This is a genomic window from Alcaligenes sp. YSL9, assembly GCF_030515105.1.
GTDB lineage: Bacteria > Pseudomonadota > Gammaproteobacteria > Burkholderiales > Burkholderiaceae_B > Alcaligenes > Alcaligenes phenolicus.
Map to the genome: position 1 here is coordinate 560,388 of NZ_JALXJU010000003.1, position 13,618 is coordinate 574,005.

Consider the following 13,618-nt stretch of genomic DNA (forward strand, 5'->3'; position numbering starts at 1 on the left):
ACTATGTCGGTTGCAAATGAAATTGCTGGCGGTCCTGTTGTTCTGTACCTGGCCACGGCTATCCCTGATCGAAACTTACTAGAACAACAAATTCAGGCTCTGGCAGAACGGGGTTATCGTCTTATTTTTTGCCCGGATGCGACGGCTTTGCTACAGTTGGCCCAAACGCGGGGCCGTTACGCCGGTTCGATATGTATTGCCTGGTTGGGCGGGGCCTTGGCGGAAATCTGCTCGGCGGCCGTGCGCTTACGTATGCTGTGTCCGCAAATTGGAATCCTGATGCAGTCTGATGCGACGGACTCGGCCATGCTGCAAGCCTTGCATAGCGGCGGAGATCAGTTTTGCCCCAGGGATGCGTCTTTGGAGTTGCTGGCAGCCAGTTTGCACAGCTTGCAGCGGCGCATGATGCAGATGCCCATCATTCCTGAACCGTCTCAGCCCCAGGAGTGGGTGCTGGATCAGGAGGGCTGGGCCTTGATATCGCCTGTCGGGATCTCGTTTAGCCTGACCAGCACGGAGCGCGCCTTCATCGTCCGCTTGCTGCGCGAAGAGGATCGCCGGGCCAGTCATTACGAGTTGATGCGGGCTGTGGCTAGTAAAACGGATGTAATCAGCAATCCACCCGGTGCTTCGCATATCAACCGCCTGGGCGTTCTGGTCAGCCGTATGAGACGCAAATTCAACCAGGGAGGCACGGTTCTGCCTATCCGCTCGATTCATAACTGGGGCTATATGTTCGCTGCTAATTGCCAGTTGCTGGCCTAGTCAGGATGTCATCAGGGCAGGGCAGTTGAAAAAGGCCCTGTCGGTTATACCGGCAGAGCCTTTGTTCATGCTGTGGGGGGCAGGGCTTAGTAGTAGCGCTGCACCGACAAGTCGTCTGCACGGATGGCAGGCTCCTTGTTGCTGATCAGATCAGCCAGCAATTGTGCACTGCCGGTAGCCAAGGTCCATCCCAGCGTACCGTGGCCGGTGTTCAGGAACAGATTGGAGTAGCGGCTACGCCCCACAATTGGGGTGCTGTCCGGCGTCTTGGGACGCAGGCCGGTCCAGAAATGCAGATCTGCATCGCTTTGGTAGCTGCCGGGGAACAGATCATTCAGGACCATCAGCAAGGTCTGTTCACGGCGGGGATTCAGGCGCTTGTTAAAGCCGACGACCTCGGCCATGCCGCCCACGCGAATGCGATTATCAAAGCGGGTCAGGGCGATCTTGTAGCTTTCATCCAGCAACGTGGACTGAGGCGCACGCGAGGCATCCGCAATTGTGGCGGTAATGGAGTAGCCCTTCAATGGGTAGACCGGGATGGCCTGCAGGTCTTTCATCAAACCCGTAGACCAGGAGCCCAAGGCCACCACGTAGGCATCGGCAGTCAACAGGCCATCGGAGCTTTGGACGCCGCTGATCTGCGTGCCGTTGCTGTGAATGCGCTGAATGTTCTGGTTCCAGCGGAATTCCACGCCTTCCTTCTCGGCCAATTCGCTAAGGCGGCGGGTGAACATCTGGCAGTCGCCGGTTTCATCTTCCGGGAAGCGCAAGCCACCGCTTAGTTTGTGCTCTACGTGGCGCAGAGCCGGCTCAATCGTGTGCAATTCGGAGGCGGACAGCAGCTCGTAGGGCACGCCAGCTTCTTTCAGGACCTCGATGTCGGCGGCAATGCCGTCCAGCTGCTTTTGCGTACGGAAAAGCTGCAAGGTGCCTTGGGCACGGTGCTCGAATTGAATGTCGGTCTGGGCGCGCAACTCGGCCATGCAGTGGCGGCTGTATTCAGCCAGACGCACCATGCGTTCTTTATTGATGGCGTAGCGGTCTGCTGTGCAGTTGCGCCACATGGCCAGCAGCCACTTGATTTGTGTCAGCGTGCCATCGGGGCGAATCGTCAGGGCCGGATGCTCGTCGAACATCCACTTGATGGCTTTGCGCGGGATACCCGGCGCAGCCCAAGGGCAGGCATAGCCAAAGGACAACTGACCGGCGTTGGCAAAACTGGTTTCCAGAGCGGGCCCAGCCATGCGGTCGATGACCGTTACGCTGTGTCCTTGGCGGGCAAGATAATAAGCGCTGGTTACGCCTTCTACGCCAGCACCTAGCACGAGGATCTTCATACGGTTCCTTGGGCGCATCGCCCGAAAGGGAAAGTGTTGCAATCAGGCGCGCAAAAACCGCGCGCACTGTCGCAATTCGATACGTTTTATCCGTCTATTTCAACAGGCGGGCAGGGTAGGGGTCAAGGATTAGTCCTGATCCGGTGCACTGCGTGGGAACACCATATTGTTACGGTGTATCAGCTCTGTATCGTGTTCGCTGCCCAGCAATTCATTGATCAGGTGGCTGGGTTGGCCCATGATGCGGCGGGTGTCGTCCGAGGAGTAGTTGATCAGACCACGGGCGTATTCCACGCCATGCTTGTCCACGCAGGCCACCACGTCGCCACGGTCAAATTCGCCTTCTACATGGGTGACACCGACGGGCAGCAGGCTCTTGTGACCGTCTACCAGCGCACGTACAGCGCCTTCGTCCAGCGATACGCGACCACGCACACGCAACTGGTCGACCAGCCAGCGTTGGCGGGCCGAGCGTACGGGCAGGGTGGCACGCAGCTCGGTGCCGATGCGCTCACCTTGCGCCAGGCGGGACAGGACTTGCTGTTCGCGGCCAGAGGCAATAATGGTGTGGCCACCGCTTTGCGCAGCGCGTTTGGCGGCCAGGATTTTGGTGATCATGCCGCCGGTGCCGATATTGCTGCCCGAGCCGCCTGCCATGGCTTCCAGCGTCGGATCGCCCGCCTGTCCCAGCGAGATGAACTGTGCATCAGGATTGCTGCGCGGGTCGGCACTGTAAAGGCCAGCCTGGTCGGTCAGGATAATCAGGGTTTCGGCTTCGATCAGGTTGGTGACTAGTGCGCCCAATGTATCGTTGTCGCCCACGCGGATTTCATCCGTGACCACCGTGTCGTTCTCGTTCACGATGGGGACTACACCCAGGTCCAGCAAGGTGTTGATGGTGCCTCGTGCATTCAGGTAGCGATGGCGGTCGGCCAGATCTTCATGGGTCAGCAGAATCTGAGCGGTGCGCACACCATGGCGGGCAAAAGCCACTTCATAGGCTTGAATCAAGCCCATCTGGCCGACGGCCGCCGCCGCTTGCAACTCATTCATGGCCTTCGGTCGGCGCGGCCAGCCCAGGCGGGCCATGCCTTCGGCAATGGCACCGCTGGAAACCAGCACCAATTGCTTGCCTTGGGCATGCAGTTGAGCAATCTGGGTAGCCCATTGCTCTACGGCATCCAGGTCAATCCCTTTGCCCTCGTTGGTGACCAGGGAGGAACCTACTTTAATAACCAATCGGCGCGATTGCGCAACGGCCGATTCAGAATGAGAAGAGTGCTGCATGACGAGTTCAGAAATCCATCGCTTGGCGTGTAAATAGAGAAAATGCCAGGAGTAGGGCGGTTGGCTTAACCGCGTCTTCCGGGCATTTTGGGGTTCAGTCCTGGAGTCTAGATCCTGGACCTGTGTAGCACGATCAGTCTGGGGCAAACCTCTCGTCGTAAATATGGGTGCCGTCGGCAATATCTTGCTCGATATGCTCTTTGCGGCTTTCTTCATCCAGCCAGGATTGCAGCTGATAGACCAGATCCTGTGTACCGACACCGGTCAGGGCGGAGATACCAAAGACCGGGCCTTCCCAGTTCAGCTCTTTGAGCAGGCGGGCTTTCAGGTCTTCCGGGTCCGAGACCATGTCCAGCTTGTTCAGAACCAGCCAGCGTGGCTTGGCGTACAGCTCTTCGCTGTACAGACGCAGTTCTTCAACAATGGCACGGGCCTCTGCAGCCACTTTGGCTACAACATCCTCGTCCGGGTCCAGGCTGGATACGTCCAGCAAATGCAGCAAGATACGGGTGCGAGTCAGGTGGCGCAGGAACAAGTGTCCCAGGCCGGCACCTTCGGAAGCGCCCTCGATCAGGCCAGGAATATCGGCCACTACAAAGCTGTGGGCTTCGGACGAACGCACCACACCCAGGTTGGGGTGCAGGGTGGTGAAGGGGTAATCCGCAATGCGCGGCTTGGCGTTGGAAATGCGGGTGATCAGCGTGGATTTACCGGCGTTGGGCATACCCAGCAGACCGACATCAGCCAGCACCTTCAGTTCCAGACGCAGCTTGCGATGCTCGCCTTCCTTGCCGTAGGTAAATTGACGCGGGGCACGGTTCACACTGGATTTGAAGTGCAGGTTACCCAAACCACCGGCGCCGCCTTGGGCCAGGGTTATTTTTTCGCCATGACGCTTCATGTCAAACAGCTGCTCGCCGGTTTCTGCGTCAAAAATCATGGTGCCAACGGGCACACGCAGGGTGATGTCCTCGCCACCCGCGCCATATTGGTCGGACCCACGGCCGTTTTCGCCGTTGCGAGCGCGGTGCAGGCGGGCGTAGCGGTAGTCGATCAAGGTGTTGACGTTACGGTCGGCCTCGGCATAAATGCTGCCACCGCGTCCACCGTCGCCGCCATTGGGGCCACCTTTTTCAATAAATTTTTCTCGGCGGAAACTGGCAGCGCCGTTTCCACCTTTGCCTGCGACCACTTCAATGGTCGCTTCGTCTACGAATTTCATGGTGATGAGTGCTGTATAGGTCCAGGGGCCGCAGAACCGTATGGGCTGCTGGTCTGGGAGCAGACCATTTTAAACAAAAACCCCAATTGCTTAGTGTATAGGAGATTGGCTTATCTGCCGGTATGTGCCGTGATAGTGGCCGATTTTTAATCTCTTGCTGTGGCCGTAGGGAGACTGGCTAAGCCGGGTGGGCGGGTTTGGGCGATGGCGGGTTGGCCATGCATAAAAAAAGCCCTGCCTAGGGCGGCAGGGCTTTTTCGCAGCGAGTACGCTTTGATCGGGTGGCTTATTCGCCAGCAACGACCGAAACGGTACGCTTGTTCAGAGCACCAGTGATGGAAAATTTAACTTTGCCATCGACCAGGGAGAACAGGGTGTGGTCTTTGCCAATGCCCACGTTCACGCCGGGGTGAAACTGAGTGCCGCGCTGACGAACAATGATGCCGCCAGCCGAAATTACCTGACCGCCGTAGACTTTAACGCCCAGACGTTTGGCCTGTGAGTCACGGCCGTTCCGCGTAGAGCCGCCGCCTTTCTTCTGTGCCATTTCTTTAGCTCCTAGATGAAGAAAATACCAAATTCGCTTTTAGCAACAACTTAGGCGTTGATCGCTTCGATGCGGATTTCGGTGTAGTTTTGACGATGGCCTTGCGTTTTGCGGTAGTGCTTGCGACGGCGCATTTTGAAAATCTTGATTTTGTCGTGACGGCCTTGCGCAAGAACAGTAGCCTTGACCACAGCGCCAGCAACGAAAGGAGCACCGATTTGCAGTGCTTCACCTTCGCCGACGGACAGAACCTGGTCAAGCGAAATTTCTTGCCCAATGTCTGCCGGTATCTGTTCTATTTTGAGTTTTTGGCCAGCAGTAATGCGATATTGCTTACCGCCGGTTTTTATAACCGCGTACATAGGGAATCCCTTAAAGAGTCAAACAGGCATCGCGTAAAAGGCCAATAACAGCCCGCTGTAATGCCATCTAACATAAAAAAATCTTGACACGCAAAATGCCAAGCAAAAAATAATAGGGCAAAAAGGCTTTGCTGTCAATGGCTTGGGCCTTCTCCTGTCTGTATTTTGCATCCAATCCTTTCGTTTTTCACTGGGTAGGCAGGGGAGGCCCCTTGTCTTGGGGTCGTAAAGAACGTGTGAGGGGACCTGCCTCGCCCAGAACAGGGTATATCGCTAATTTGTTACATTTCTCCTCAATCTGTGGCCTTTGAGTGGCTCGCCTTCCGCTACGGTAGAGCTGTTGCGTTCACAGAAGCGTAAGTCATTTATTTTTCGGACCTACTAAGGGGAAACGTATGAATAAGGACACGATCGAAGGCAAATGGAAACAACTGGCCGGTAAAGCCCGCAGCGTCTGGGGCGAAATTACGGATGATGAGTGGGCCAAGGTGAAAGGGGATGCCACGCAATTGGCCGGTCTGGTGCAAGAGCGCTATGGCCGTACCCGCGAAGAGGCGGAGCGCGAGGTTAAAGACTTCTACGACAAGTACGACCGTTAGCGGGTGGGAACCTTTTTTTGTCTGTAGGTATTTCATGAGCTGTCGTTGAGATGGCCCGTCAGACAAGGTGCTGTCCCTGTACGTACTGATGATGAGGAGAATCGTATGCTTTACTACGCCGTAATCTTTTTTATTGTAGCTATCGTGGCTGCTGTGCTGGGTTTTGGTGGCATTGCCGCTGGTGCTGCTTCGATTGCCAAGATCCTGTTTGTCGTGTTCCTGATTCTGGCGGTGCTCTCGCTGGTCAAGGGCATGGGCAAGAAATAGAACAAGCCCGCCAGTGGCGGGCTTGTCCGTAAGGAAAAACCGTCTCCACCGATTGGGTGGAGGCGGTTTTTTTTATCAGGAGCGGTAGTCCGCGTTGATAGTGACGTACTCGTGCGAGAAGTCGCAGGTGTAAACCGTTTCGCTGTGTTGGCCACGGCCCAGAGAAACACGTACCAGAATTTCGGCTTCCTGCATGACGCGCTGGCCATCTTCTTCCTGGTAATCGGGGTTGCGGCCACCGTCCACGGCCACCAGCACATCTCCTAGCCACAGACGCAATTTGCTCACGTCCAGATCGCTAATGCCGGCGTAGCCAATGGCGCACAGAATACGGCCCAGGTTCGGGTCGGAGGCAAAGAAGGCTGTTTTCACCAGAGGTGAGTGAGCGATGGCGTAAGCCACTTTCAGAGCTTCTTCGCTGGAACCGGCGTCATCAACCTGAATGGTCATGAACTTGGTGGCGCCTTCGGCGTCACGCACAATTTTCTGGGCCAGTTCGCGCGAGGCGTCGACCAGGGCATCCAGCAAGGTGTTGTAGTTCGGGTCTGCAATCGACTCTACCGTGACACCGCTTTGGCCGGTTGCCATGATGATGAAGGAGTCGTTGGTGGAGGTGTCGCCATCAACCGTAATGCGGTTGAAAGAGCGGTCCGCTGCCAGACGGCACATATCGCGCAGCAGTTCGGGAGCAATACCGGCGTCCGTAGCCAGGTAACCCAGCATGGTGGCCATATTGGGGCGAATCATGCCCGCGCCCTTGCTGATGCCGGTCAGTGTGATGGTTTTACCCGACAACTGGATTTGACGAGACACGATTTTGGGTTGCGTGTCGGTGGTCATGATGCTGTGAGCAGCATTGAACCAGTTGTTGTCGGCCAGATCGCTCACCGCCGCAGGCAGAGCGCCCAGCAGGCGATCCATGGGCAGAGGCTCCAGAATCACGCCGGTGGAAAAGGGCAACACTTGCTGGGGCAGGATGTTCAGCAGGCGCGCGGTTTCCGTGCAGGTTTGCTGTGCTTTTTCCAAACCAGCCTGACCTGTGCCAGCGTTGGCATTGCCGGTGTTGATGACCAGGGCGCGGATGCCATCGTGCGTAGCCAAGTGCGCTTCGCACACTTGTACTGGAGCAGCACGGAAACGGTTGGTGGTGAACACACCGGCCACGCTGGTGCCGGGGGCCAATTCAAACACGGTCAGGTCGCGTCGGTTGGCCTTGCGAATACCGGCTTCGGCAATACCGATTTTGACACCGGCAACGGGGTGAATATCAGATTCAGAGGGAATGAACAGATTGACGGCCATGACGCGATCCGAAAAACAATGTTAAAGGCGGCTCAAAGCAGTAATGATACTTGCTTTGAGCCGCCTGAGCATATCTTTGGTCGCGCCGGAGCGCTTAGCTTTCGCGAGCAGCCATGGCCACGTTGTTGCGAGTGATCAGCTTGAGTTCGCCCAGGGCTTCAAACAGGTTGACGCGTGCTTTTTCCGACAGGTTGGCAAACATCTCCTGTAGCCACTGCTCGTGGGAGGCCGCCATTTTCTTGAACTGGCGCTTGCCCTTGGGTGTCAGGCGGATCAGGGAGCTGCGACGGTCGGTGAGCACCTTGATGCGTTCGACCAAACCTTCTTTTTCCAGCTGATCGGTAATGCCCGTGATATTGCCGTTGGTGACCATCAGGTGACGGGACAGCTCGCTCATTTTCATGCCAGCGGGCTGACGCTGCAATTGAGCCATCAGGTCAAAACGGGGCAGTGTGGTCGTGTGCTCGGTACGCAGGCGACTGCGAATTTCGCCTTCAACCAGATTGGTGCAGGCCATCAAGCGCAGCCACAGGCGGGTGTCGAAGTGGTCGTCGCTATGGGCACGGCTTTCCAAGTCGGGAGCGGCATCGGCGACGGCGGAAGCGGGGATATCGTTCATGATCATAGATAGCTTGCCTTAATGGTGCATGTCCAAAATGTTTAGCTTTGAAGGACGCAGACCGCAGCCATGAGCAAGCTGGGTTAGCTTGGTGGGTATCTTAGGGGCTGGTTCGAAGTTTGACATTGCGACAGATCAAAGTAAATTCGTTTTTAAGCTTAAATTAATCAACTTGATAGAAAGCACCGGCAAAGCAGGCAAAGCATTGGGTAAGGAAATGCAAACTCTTGTCTGCTATTTACTTTTAGGGCCACGGCTTTGAATAATCTTCGGACGGCGCTCTAACTTTGATCCGACACGATAAGCTGGCTAAATTCAAGTGATTATTTAGTTGAAGTATAAGGCATTTGCCTCTGTATCGCCTGTTCGCTTAATCACTTTTCTGCTTTTTTTGATACTTTTTTTGTTTCAAAAATAATGCCTGCCGTAATTTTTCTTAATTGAAAAAAATGCATGCAGAAGATCGATTTATTTCTTATATCCTGAAATTCATTATTGAATTTTGCGTTGCGCGGGCAAGGGCCTCAGAGGAGCCGGGATCAGTCTAGGATACCCCTTGAAACAGCGGAGGATGATGCGCTACTGCGGATAACCCGTAGTCGGGATTGCTGATACTGGAGCATTTTTTTTGCTAATATCCTTTAGAACTAAACAATATAGACCTTGCCAATTTGGCTGGCGCCTTTGATGGACCAAGGTCTACGCCTGAGTGGGGCGTAATCTACGCAGGAGATAAGGATGGAACGTTCAGCGCACCTTGATACCTTTGCACGCGACAATCTGCCACCCATGGAGTGGTGGCCAGAGATGTTGCTGGAAGGCAATCCGGATGTGGACTATCCCGCTCGTCTCAATTGTGCCGTGGCGCTGTTGGGAGAGCAGGTAGCAGCGGGGCATGGTGATCGCGTGGCTTTGCAGTGGGCACAGGGCGATGAGAATCGCAGCCTGACCTACAAGCAGCTGGACGTGCTGACCAACCGTATTGCTCATGTTCTGGTTGAGGACATGAAGCTGGTGCCCGGCAACCGGGTTTTGCTGCGTGGTCCCAATAACCCCATGATGGCCGCCTGCTGGTTGGCCAGCATCAAGGCCGGTCTGGTCACGGTTCCCACCATGCCTTTGTTGCGGGCGGTGGAACTGAAGACGATTCTGGACAAGGCCGAGATTCATGCTGCCTTGTGTGACGAGCGCCTGCGTGAAGAGCTGGAACACTGCATGGACTCCACGCATGATTCCTACACGCCTGCTCTGAAGCAACTGTTGTGCTTTAACGATGAAAGCGCCAAGGGTCTGGAAGCCTTGTTGGCTGACAAGCCCGAAGAGTTCACCGCTTGCGATACGGCGGCTGACGATGTTTGTCTGATCGCTTTCACCAGCGGCACGACCGGCCAGCCCAAAGGTTGCATGCACTTCCATCGTGATGTGCTGGCAATGTGCGATACCTTCTCGCGTCACGTACTGCGTTTGACCCCGGATGATGTGGTCTGCGGTACGCCTCCTTTGGCCTTTACTTTCGGCCTGGGCGGTCTGCTGTGCTTCCCGCTGCGTGTGGGTGCATCCACTGTCCTGCTGGAGCGTCTGACGCCTTCCGATCTGCTGGGCATGATTGATCGCTTCAAAGTGACCATGAGCTTTACCGCACCCACCTTCTATCGTCAGATGGCTGGTTTGGTGGATCGTTACTCCTTGGCCAGCTTGCGTGCCACCGTGTCGGCAGGCGAAGCCTTGCCAGATGCGACGCGTCAGCTTTGGAAGCAGGCCAGCGGCATCGAGATGACAGATGGCATTGGTGGCACGGAAATGATTCACGTGTACGTGTCCAGCCCACCTGAAAAAGTGCGTGCTGGTGCCATTGGCCAAGTGGTGCCCGGTTATGTCGCCACGATTCTGGACGATGATCTGAATCCGGTGCCAGTCGGTACGGTAGGCCGTTTGGCCGTAAAGGGGCCAACAGGCTGCAAGTACCTGAACGACGAGCGTCAGAAGCAGTTTGTTCAGGGCGGTTGGAACTTCCCTGGCGACACCTTCAAGATGGACGAGGACGGCTACCTGTATTACCAGGCTCGTAACGACGACATGATTGTTTCCTCGGGCTACAACATTGCCGGTCCTGAAGTGGAAGGCACCTTGCTCAAGCACGAGGCTGTGGCCGAGTGTGGCGTTGTAGGTGCCGCCGATGAAGAACGGGGCCAGATTGTGCAGGCCTTCATTGTGCTCAAGCCTGGCTTTACCGGAAACGATGAGCTGAAAAAGAAGCTGCAGGATTTTGTGAAAGAGAACGCAGCGCCGTACAAGTATCCACGCGCCATTGAGTTCGTGACTTCCTTGCCTCGTACCGAGACAGGGAAGTTGCAGCGCTTTGTCTTGCGGCAGATGGCGCAAGACTGATTGTTCAGCGTATAAAAAAAAGCGGGCATATAGCCCGCTTTTTTGTGTCTGGTACTTTTAGTTTTTGAAGGTGGCAAAAACTTCGCGTGCCGCTTGCACAGTGGCGTCGGTAATGTCCGGGGTGTGCTGCACCGAAACAAAACCTGCTTCAAAGGCCGAGGGTGCGAAGTATACACCCTTGTCCAGCATGGCGTGGAAGAACTGCTTGAAGCGCTCGATGTCGCCAGCCGACACTTGGGCCAGGGAGGTGGGCACGGTTTCGCTGAAGTAGATACCGAACAAGCCGCCCTGGTGGTCTGCCGTAAAAGGTACGCCTGCTTCTTTTGCAGTGGCCTTCAAGCCCTGGATCAGGTTGGCGGTGTTAGCTGTCAGGGTGTCGTAGAAACCGGGTTGAGCCAGTTTCTTCAAGGTTGCCAGGCCAGCGGCCACAGCAACAGGGTTACCGGACAGGGTGCCTGCCTGGTAAACGCCACCGACGGGAGCGACGCATTGCATGATGTCGCGACGGCCACCGAAAGCACCGACGGGCATGCCGCCACCAATCACCTTGGCCAGGGTGGTCAGGTCAGGACGAATGCCGGTCAGGCCTTGCACGCCTTGAGGGCCAACACGGAAGCCGGTCATGACTTCGTCAAAAATCAGTACGGCACCGTATTCGGTACACAGTTCGCGCAAGCCTTCCAGGAAGCCGGGGGCTGGGCGCACCAGGTTCATGTTGCCGGCAAAAGGCTCAACGATAATGCAGGCGATTTCGCTGCCTTTCTGTTTGAAAGCATCGCGCACGGCGTCCAGATCGTTGTAGTCCAGCACCAGGGTGTGGCCGACAAATTCGGCTGGCACACCTGCAGAGGTGGGGTTGCCAAAGGTCAGCAAGCCGGAACCGGCTTTGACCAGCAAACTGTCAGCGTGGCCGTGGTAACAGCCTTCAAACTTGATGATGGTGTTGCGGCCGGTAAAGCCACGGGCCAGACGAATGGCGCTCATGGTGGCTTCGGTGCCGGAGCTGACCAGACGCACTTGCTCGATGGACGGCAGCATTTTGGTCAGAGTTTCAGCCAGCACGACTTCGCCTTCGGTAGGCGCGCCGTAGGACAGGCCGTGTACGGCGGCTTCCTGTACGGCCTTGATAACGTCCGGATCGGAGTGGCCCAGAATGGCCGGTCCCCAGGAACCCACGTAGTCCGTGTATTGCTGGCCGTCTGCATCCCAGATGTAAGGGCCCTGAGCGCGTTCGATAAAGCACGGGGTGCCGCCCACGGAACCGAAGGCACGGACGGGCGAGTTGACGCCGCCGGGGATGACTTTGCAGGCACGTTCAAAAAGTTCGGAGTTACGGGACATGAGGCAAGAATCCAGATGTGAAAAGGTCAAGGCCAGGCAAGGGGTCAGCGCATAAAGCGCGATGAGTCCTGGGCGTGAAAGTAGTCGGTAAAGCGTTGCGCCGTGGCGCGTATATCGCTGGTTTCAAACAGGCTGCTGATAACGGCAACGCTATCGACCCCTGCTTCCAGCAGTTCGGGCATTTTCTCGGGTATGATGCCGCCAATCGCAACAATGGCAGCACGTCGTCCCTCGTGTTCTTGTTCTTGGCAAAGCAGTCGAGCTTGTCGCAAGGTGTTCAGTTCAGCCGGGGGGGCTTCGGGTTTGACGCTGGAAGGGTACATGGCCCCAAAGGCAATGTAGTCTGCATCGTCTGCCAGGGCCTGGCGAGCCAGATCCAGACTGTTATAGCAGGAGCGTCCCAGCAGGGCTTGCGGCCCCAGTGCCTGACGGGCCTGGGTCAACTCGCCATCGCTTTTACCCAGGTGCGCGCCTTGCACGTCAAACTCTTGCGCCCAGCTCCAGTGATCGTTCACCAATAGCGGCAGATCCAAAGACAGGCACAGCTTGATCAACTCTTTGAGTTGTTGCTGGCGGATTGGTTCCGGGCCGTTCTTGCGACGGAATTGCAAGACCTGCAAACCCCCTTCGTGAGCGGCACGCACTGCGTTCAACAAGCGGGCGGTGTCGTCCCATTCGGGAGTAATGCCGTATAGACCGGCAGGAAAGCGCAGGGTGGTGGCGTCAGTCATTTTGGGGAGCAACAGGGTTGAACAGGCGGTGGCCCATACCGGGCTGGAAGGTGTCACTGGCACGTGCCTGCAGGTGCAACAAGGCTGATTCTACCGCGTTATCCAGCTCGTGGCCTTGAGCCAGAAAGCTCAGGCAGGCGGTAGCCAGCAAACTGTCTATGTCCTGCTGACGCAGGCCGCCATCCAGCGGCATGCTGTAGTCCAGACGACCGTGATGTCCCTGAAAGCGCGTATGCCATTGTCCGGCAGCACCGGGGACGCCGGTGACCAGTACGGCATTGGCTCCGTTATTCAACAAGGTTTCCACGGCATCGGGGGTGTCGCCCAGCAGCTCGTCGGCCTGCCAGCGCTCCAGGCTGGGGTGGTCGATCAATAATAAGGAGCTCAGGGGCAGGAGCAGGCGTAAACTGGCATCAAGAGCATCGTCCGCATCCAGTTCGTCCAGGCCGGTGGGCATGGCGCTCAGGTGCAGGACCAAGGGCAGTTCAGGGTAGTCGGAGCAAAGCTCGGCCACCATGCTGGCGATTTCAGGACTGTAGACAGGACCGCACTTGATGGCCTGAATGTTCATGTCCTCCAGCAAGCAGCGCGCCTGGTCGTCGGCAATGTCCTCTGCCAGGGTCTGAATGTTTTCTTGCTGCGCGCTATCGCGCACCAGCAAGGCGGTGGGCACGCTGACGATATGGCAGCCCAGATGAGCGCCAGTGATGGCATCGGCGGGCAGGTGGGCACCGCCGCTGGGATCATAAGGAGCCAGCACGAGCGCCAGAGCAGGACTTGAATTTTTGATTTCAGCAGCCATCTTGTCTTGGTTACCCATGCAGGGCCGGCAAGGCTCTGGATGTCAC

General features: G+C 56.6%; 14 protein-coding genes. 4 read left to right on the plus strand and 10 right to left on the minus strand.

The genetic code is table 11. The annotated features are described in order from the left end of the window. Nucleotides 1–3: 3 nt before the first annotated feature. Nucleotides 4–765 carry a helix-turn-helix domain-containing protein gene (locus tag M2Q46_RS15170; RefSeq protein ID WP_035270428.1) on the plus strand — a complete coding sequence of 254 codons (762 nt, stop codon included), beginning with the start codon at nucleotides 4–6 and terminating at the stop codon, nucleotides 763–765. An 86-nt stretch (nucleotides 766–851) separates the two neighbouring features. On the opposite strand, the gene M2Q46_RS15175 is transcribed toward M2Q46_RS15170, so the two are convergent. From M2Q46_RS15175 to rplU, 5 genes are all read right to left on the minus strand, one after another. Beyond that, entirely contained in the window at nucleotides 852–2,105 is a 1,254-nt protein-coding gene (locus tag M2Q46_RS15175) for a D-amino acid dehydrogenase (protein WP_009460560.1), read from the minus strand. 129 nt (nucleotides 2,106–2,234) lie between these two features. Beyond that, nucleotides 2,235–3,392, minus strand: coding sequence for a glutamate 5-kinase (proB, locus tag M2Q46_RS15180; protein ID WP_026484420.1), 1,158 nt, complete (start codon nucleotides 3,390–3,392; stop codon nucleotides 2,235–2,237). 133 nt (nucleotides 3,393–3,525) lie between these two features. After that, nucleotides 3,526–4,614: a GTPase ObgE gene (obgE, locus tag M2Q46_RS15185; RefSeq protein ID WP_009460564.1), complete on the minus strand. Its 1,089-nt coding sequence runs from the start codon at nucleotides 4,612–4,614 to the stop codon at nucleotides 3,526–3,528. 286 nt (nucleotides 4,615–4,900) lie between these two features. Continuing rightward, nucleotides 4,901–5,161 carry a 50S ribosomal protein L27 gene (gene rpmA, locus M2Q46_RS15190; protein WP_009460566.1) on the minus strand — a complete coding sequence of 87 codons (261 nt, stop codon included), beginning with the start codon at nucleotides 5,159–5,161 and terminating at the stop codon, nucleotides 4,901–4,903. Between the two features lie 50 nt (nucleotides 5,162–5,211). Next, entirely contained in the window at nucleotides 5,212–5,523 is a 312-nt protein-coding gene (gene rplU, locus M2Q46_RS15195) for a 50S ribosomal protein L21 (protein ID WP_003801901.1), read from the minus strand. Nucleotides 5,524–5,918: 395 nt separating this feature from the next. Here rplU and M2Q46_RS15200 point away from each other — a divergent pair, with 395 nt between their 5' ends. Next, nucleotides 5,919–6,122, plus strand: coding sequence for a CsbD family protein (locus M2Q46_RS15200; RefSeq protein ID WP_009460568.1), 204 nt, complete (start codon nucleotides 5,919–5,921; stop codon nucleotides 6,120–6,122). A 105-nt stretch (nucleotides 6,123–6,227) separates the two neighbouring features. Next, on the plus strand, nucleotides 6,228–6,389 hold the full coding sequence (locus M2Q46_RS15205; protein ID WP_009460570.1) for a DUF1328 domain-containing protein: 162 nt from the start codon (nucleotides 6,228–6,230) through the stop codon (nucleotides 6,387–6,389). A gap of 75 nt (nucleotides 6,390–6,464) precedes the next feature. Here the strand turns inward: M2Q46_RS15205 and argJ are convergent, their stop codons facing one another. Both argJ and M2Q46_RS15215 read right to left on the minus strand, forming a co-directional pair. Then, the gene (gene argJ, locus M2Q46_RS15210) at nucleotides 6,465–7,691 is read right to left on the minus strand and encodes a bifunctional glutamate N-acetyltransferase/amino-acid acetyltransferase ArgJ (protein ID WP_083054666.1); all 1,227 of its coding nucleotides are present in this window, start codon (nucleotides 7,689–7,691) and stop codon (nucleotides 6,465–6,467) included. 94 nt (nucleotides 7,692–7,785) lie between these two features. Then, nucleotides 7,786–8,316 carry a MarR family winged helix-turn-helix transcriptional regulator gene (locus M2Q46_RS15215; RefSeq protein WP_009460574.1) on the minus strand — a complete coding sequence of 177 codons (531 nt, stop codon included), beginning with the start codon at nucleotides 8,314–8,316 and terminating at the stop codon, nucleotides 7,786–7,788. 732 nt (nucleotides 8,317–9,048) lie between these two features. Here M2Q46_RS15215 and M2Q46_RS15220 point away from each other — a divergent pair. Further along, on the plus strand, nucleotides 9,049–10,698 hold the full coding sequence (locus tag M2Q46_RS15220) for an AMP-binding protein (protein WP_009460576.1): 1,650 nt from the start codon (nucleotides 9,049–9,051) through the stop codon (nucleotides 10,696–10,698). A 57-nt stretch (nucleotides 10,699–10,755) separates the two neighbouring features. Here the strand turns inward: M2Q46_RS15220 and hemL are convergent, their stop codons facing one another. Genes hemL through M2Q46_RS15235 form a run of 3 tightly spaced genes read right to left on the minus strand, consistent with a single transcriptional unit; the run spans nucleotide 10,756 to nucleotide 13,572 of the window. Next, nucleotides 10,756–12,039 (minus strand): glutamate-1-semialdehyde 2,1-aminomutase, encoded by a 1,284-nt coding sequence (gene hemL / locus M2Q46_RS15225; protein ID WP_239054677.1) that lies wholly within the window; start codon nucleotides 12,037–12,039, stop codon nucleotides 10,756–10,758. Nucleotides 12,040–12,083: 44 nt separating this feature from the next. After that, nucleotides 12,084–12,770 (minus strand): thiamine phosphate synthase, encoded by a 687-nt coding sequence (gene thiE / locus M2Q46_RS15230; RefSeq protein ID WP_239054676.1) that lies wholly within the window; start codon nucleotides 12,768–12,770, stop codon nucleotides 12,084–12,086. Next, on the minus strand, nucleotides 12,763–13,572 hold the full coding sequence (locus M2Q46_RS15235) for a bifunctional hydroxymethylpyrimidine kinase/phosphomethylpyrimidine kinase (protein ID WP_031233047.1): 810 nt from the start codon (nucleotides 13,570–13,572) through the stop codon (nucleotides 12,763–12,765). Before M2Q46_RS15235 ends, thiE begins: the two co-directional genes overlap by 8 nt. Nucleotides 13,573–13,618 lie beyond the last annotated feature (46 nt).

Bases quoted from the DNA above. Each gene is read 5' to 3' on its own strand.
- M2Q46_RS15170 (WP_035270428.1), top strand. From the start codon at position 4: ATGTCGGTTGCAAATGAAATTGCTGGCGGTCCTGTTGTTCTGTACCTG.
- M2Q46_RS15175 (WP_009460560.1), bottom strand. From the start codon at position 2,105: ATGAAGATCCTCGTGCTAGGTGCTGGCGTAGAAGGCGTAACCAGCGCT.
- proB (WP_026484420.1), bottom strand. From the start codon at position 3,392: ATGCAGCACTCTTCTCATTCTGAATCGGCCGTTGCGCAATCGCGCCGA.
- obgE (WP_009460564.1), bottom strand. From the start codon at position 4,614: ATGAAATTCGTAGACGAAGCGACCATTGAAGTGGTCGCAGGCAAAGGT.
- rpmA (WP_009460566.1), bottom strand. From the start codon at position 5,161: ATGGCACAGAAGAAAGGCGGCGGCTCTACGCGGAACGGCCGTGACTCA.
- rplU (WP_003801901.1), bottom strand. From the start codon at position 5,523: ATGTACGCGGTTATAAAAACCGGCGGTAAGCAATATCGCATTACTGCT.
- M2Q46_RS15200 (WP_009460568.1), top strand. From the start codon at position 5,919: ATGAATAAGGACACGATCGAAGGCAAATGGAAACAACTGGCCGGTAAA.
- M2Q46_RS15205 (WP_009460570.1), top strand. From the start codon at position 6,228: ATGCTTTACTACGCCGTAATCTTTTTTATTGTAGCTATCGTGGCTGCT.
- argJ (WP_083054666.1), bottom strand. From the start codon at position 7,691: ATGGCCGTCAATCTGTTCATTCCCTCTGAATCTGATATTCACCCCGTT.
- M2Q46_RS15215 (WP_009460574.1), bottom strand. From the start codon at position 8,316: ATGATCATGAACGATATCCCCGCTTCCGCCGTCGCCGATGCCGCTCCC.
- M2Q46_RS15220 (WP_009460576.1), top strand. From the start codon at position 9,049: ATGGAACGTTCAGCGCACCTTGATACCTTTGCACGCGACAATCTGCCA.
- hemL (WP_239054677.1), bottom strand. From the start codon at position 12,039: ATGTCCCGTAACTCCGAACTTTTTGAACGTGCCTGCAAAGTCATCCCC.
- thiE (WP_239054676.1), bottom strand. From the start codon at position 12,770: ATGACTGACGCCACCACCCTGCGCTTTCCTGCCGGTCTATACGGCATT.
- M2Q46_RS15235 (WP_031233047.1), bottom strand. From the start codon at position 13,572: ATGGCTGCTGAAATCAAAAATTCAAGTCCTGCTCTGGCGCTCGTGCTG.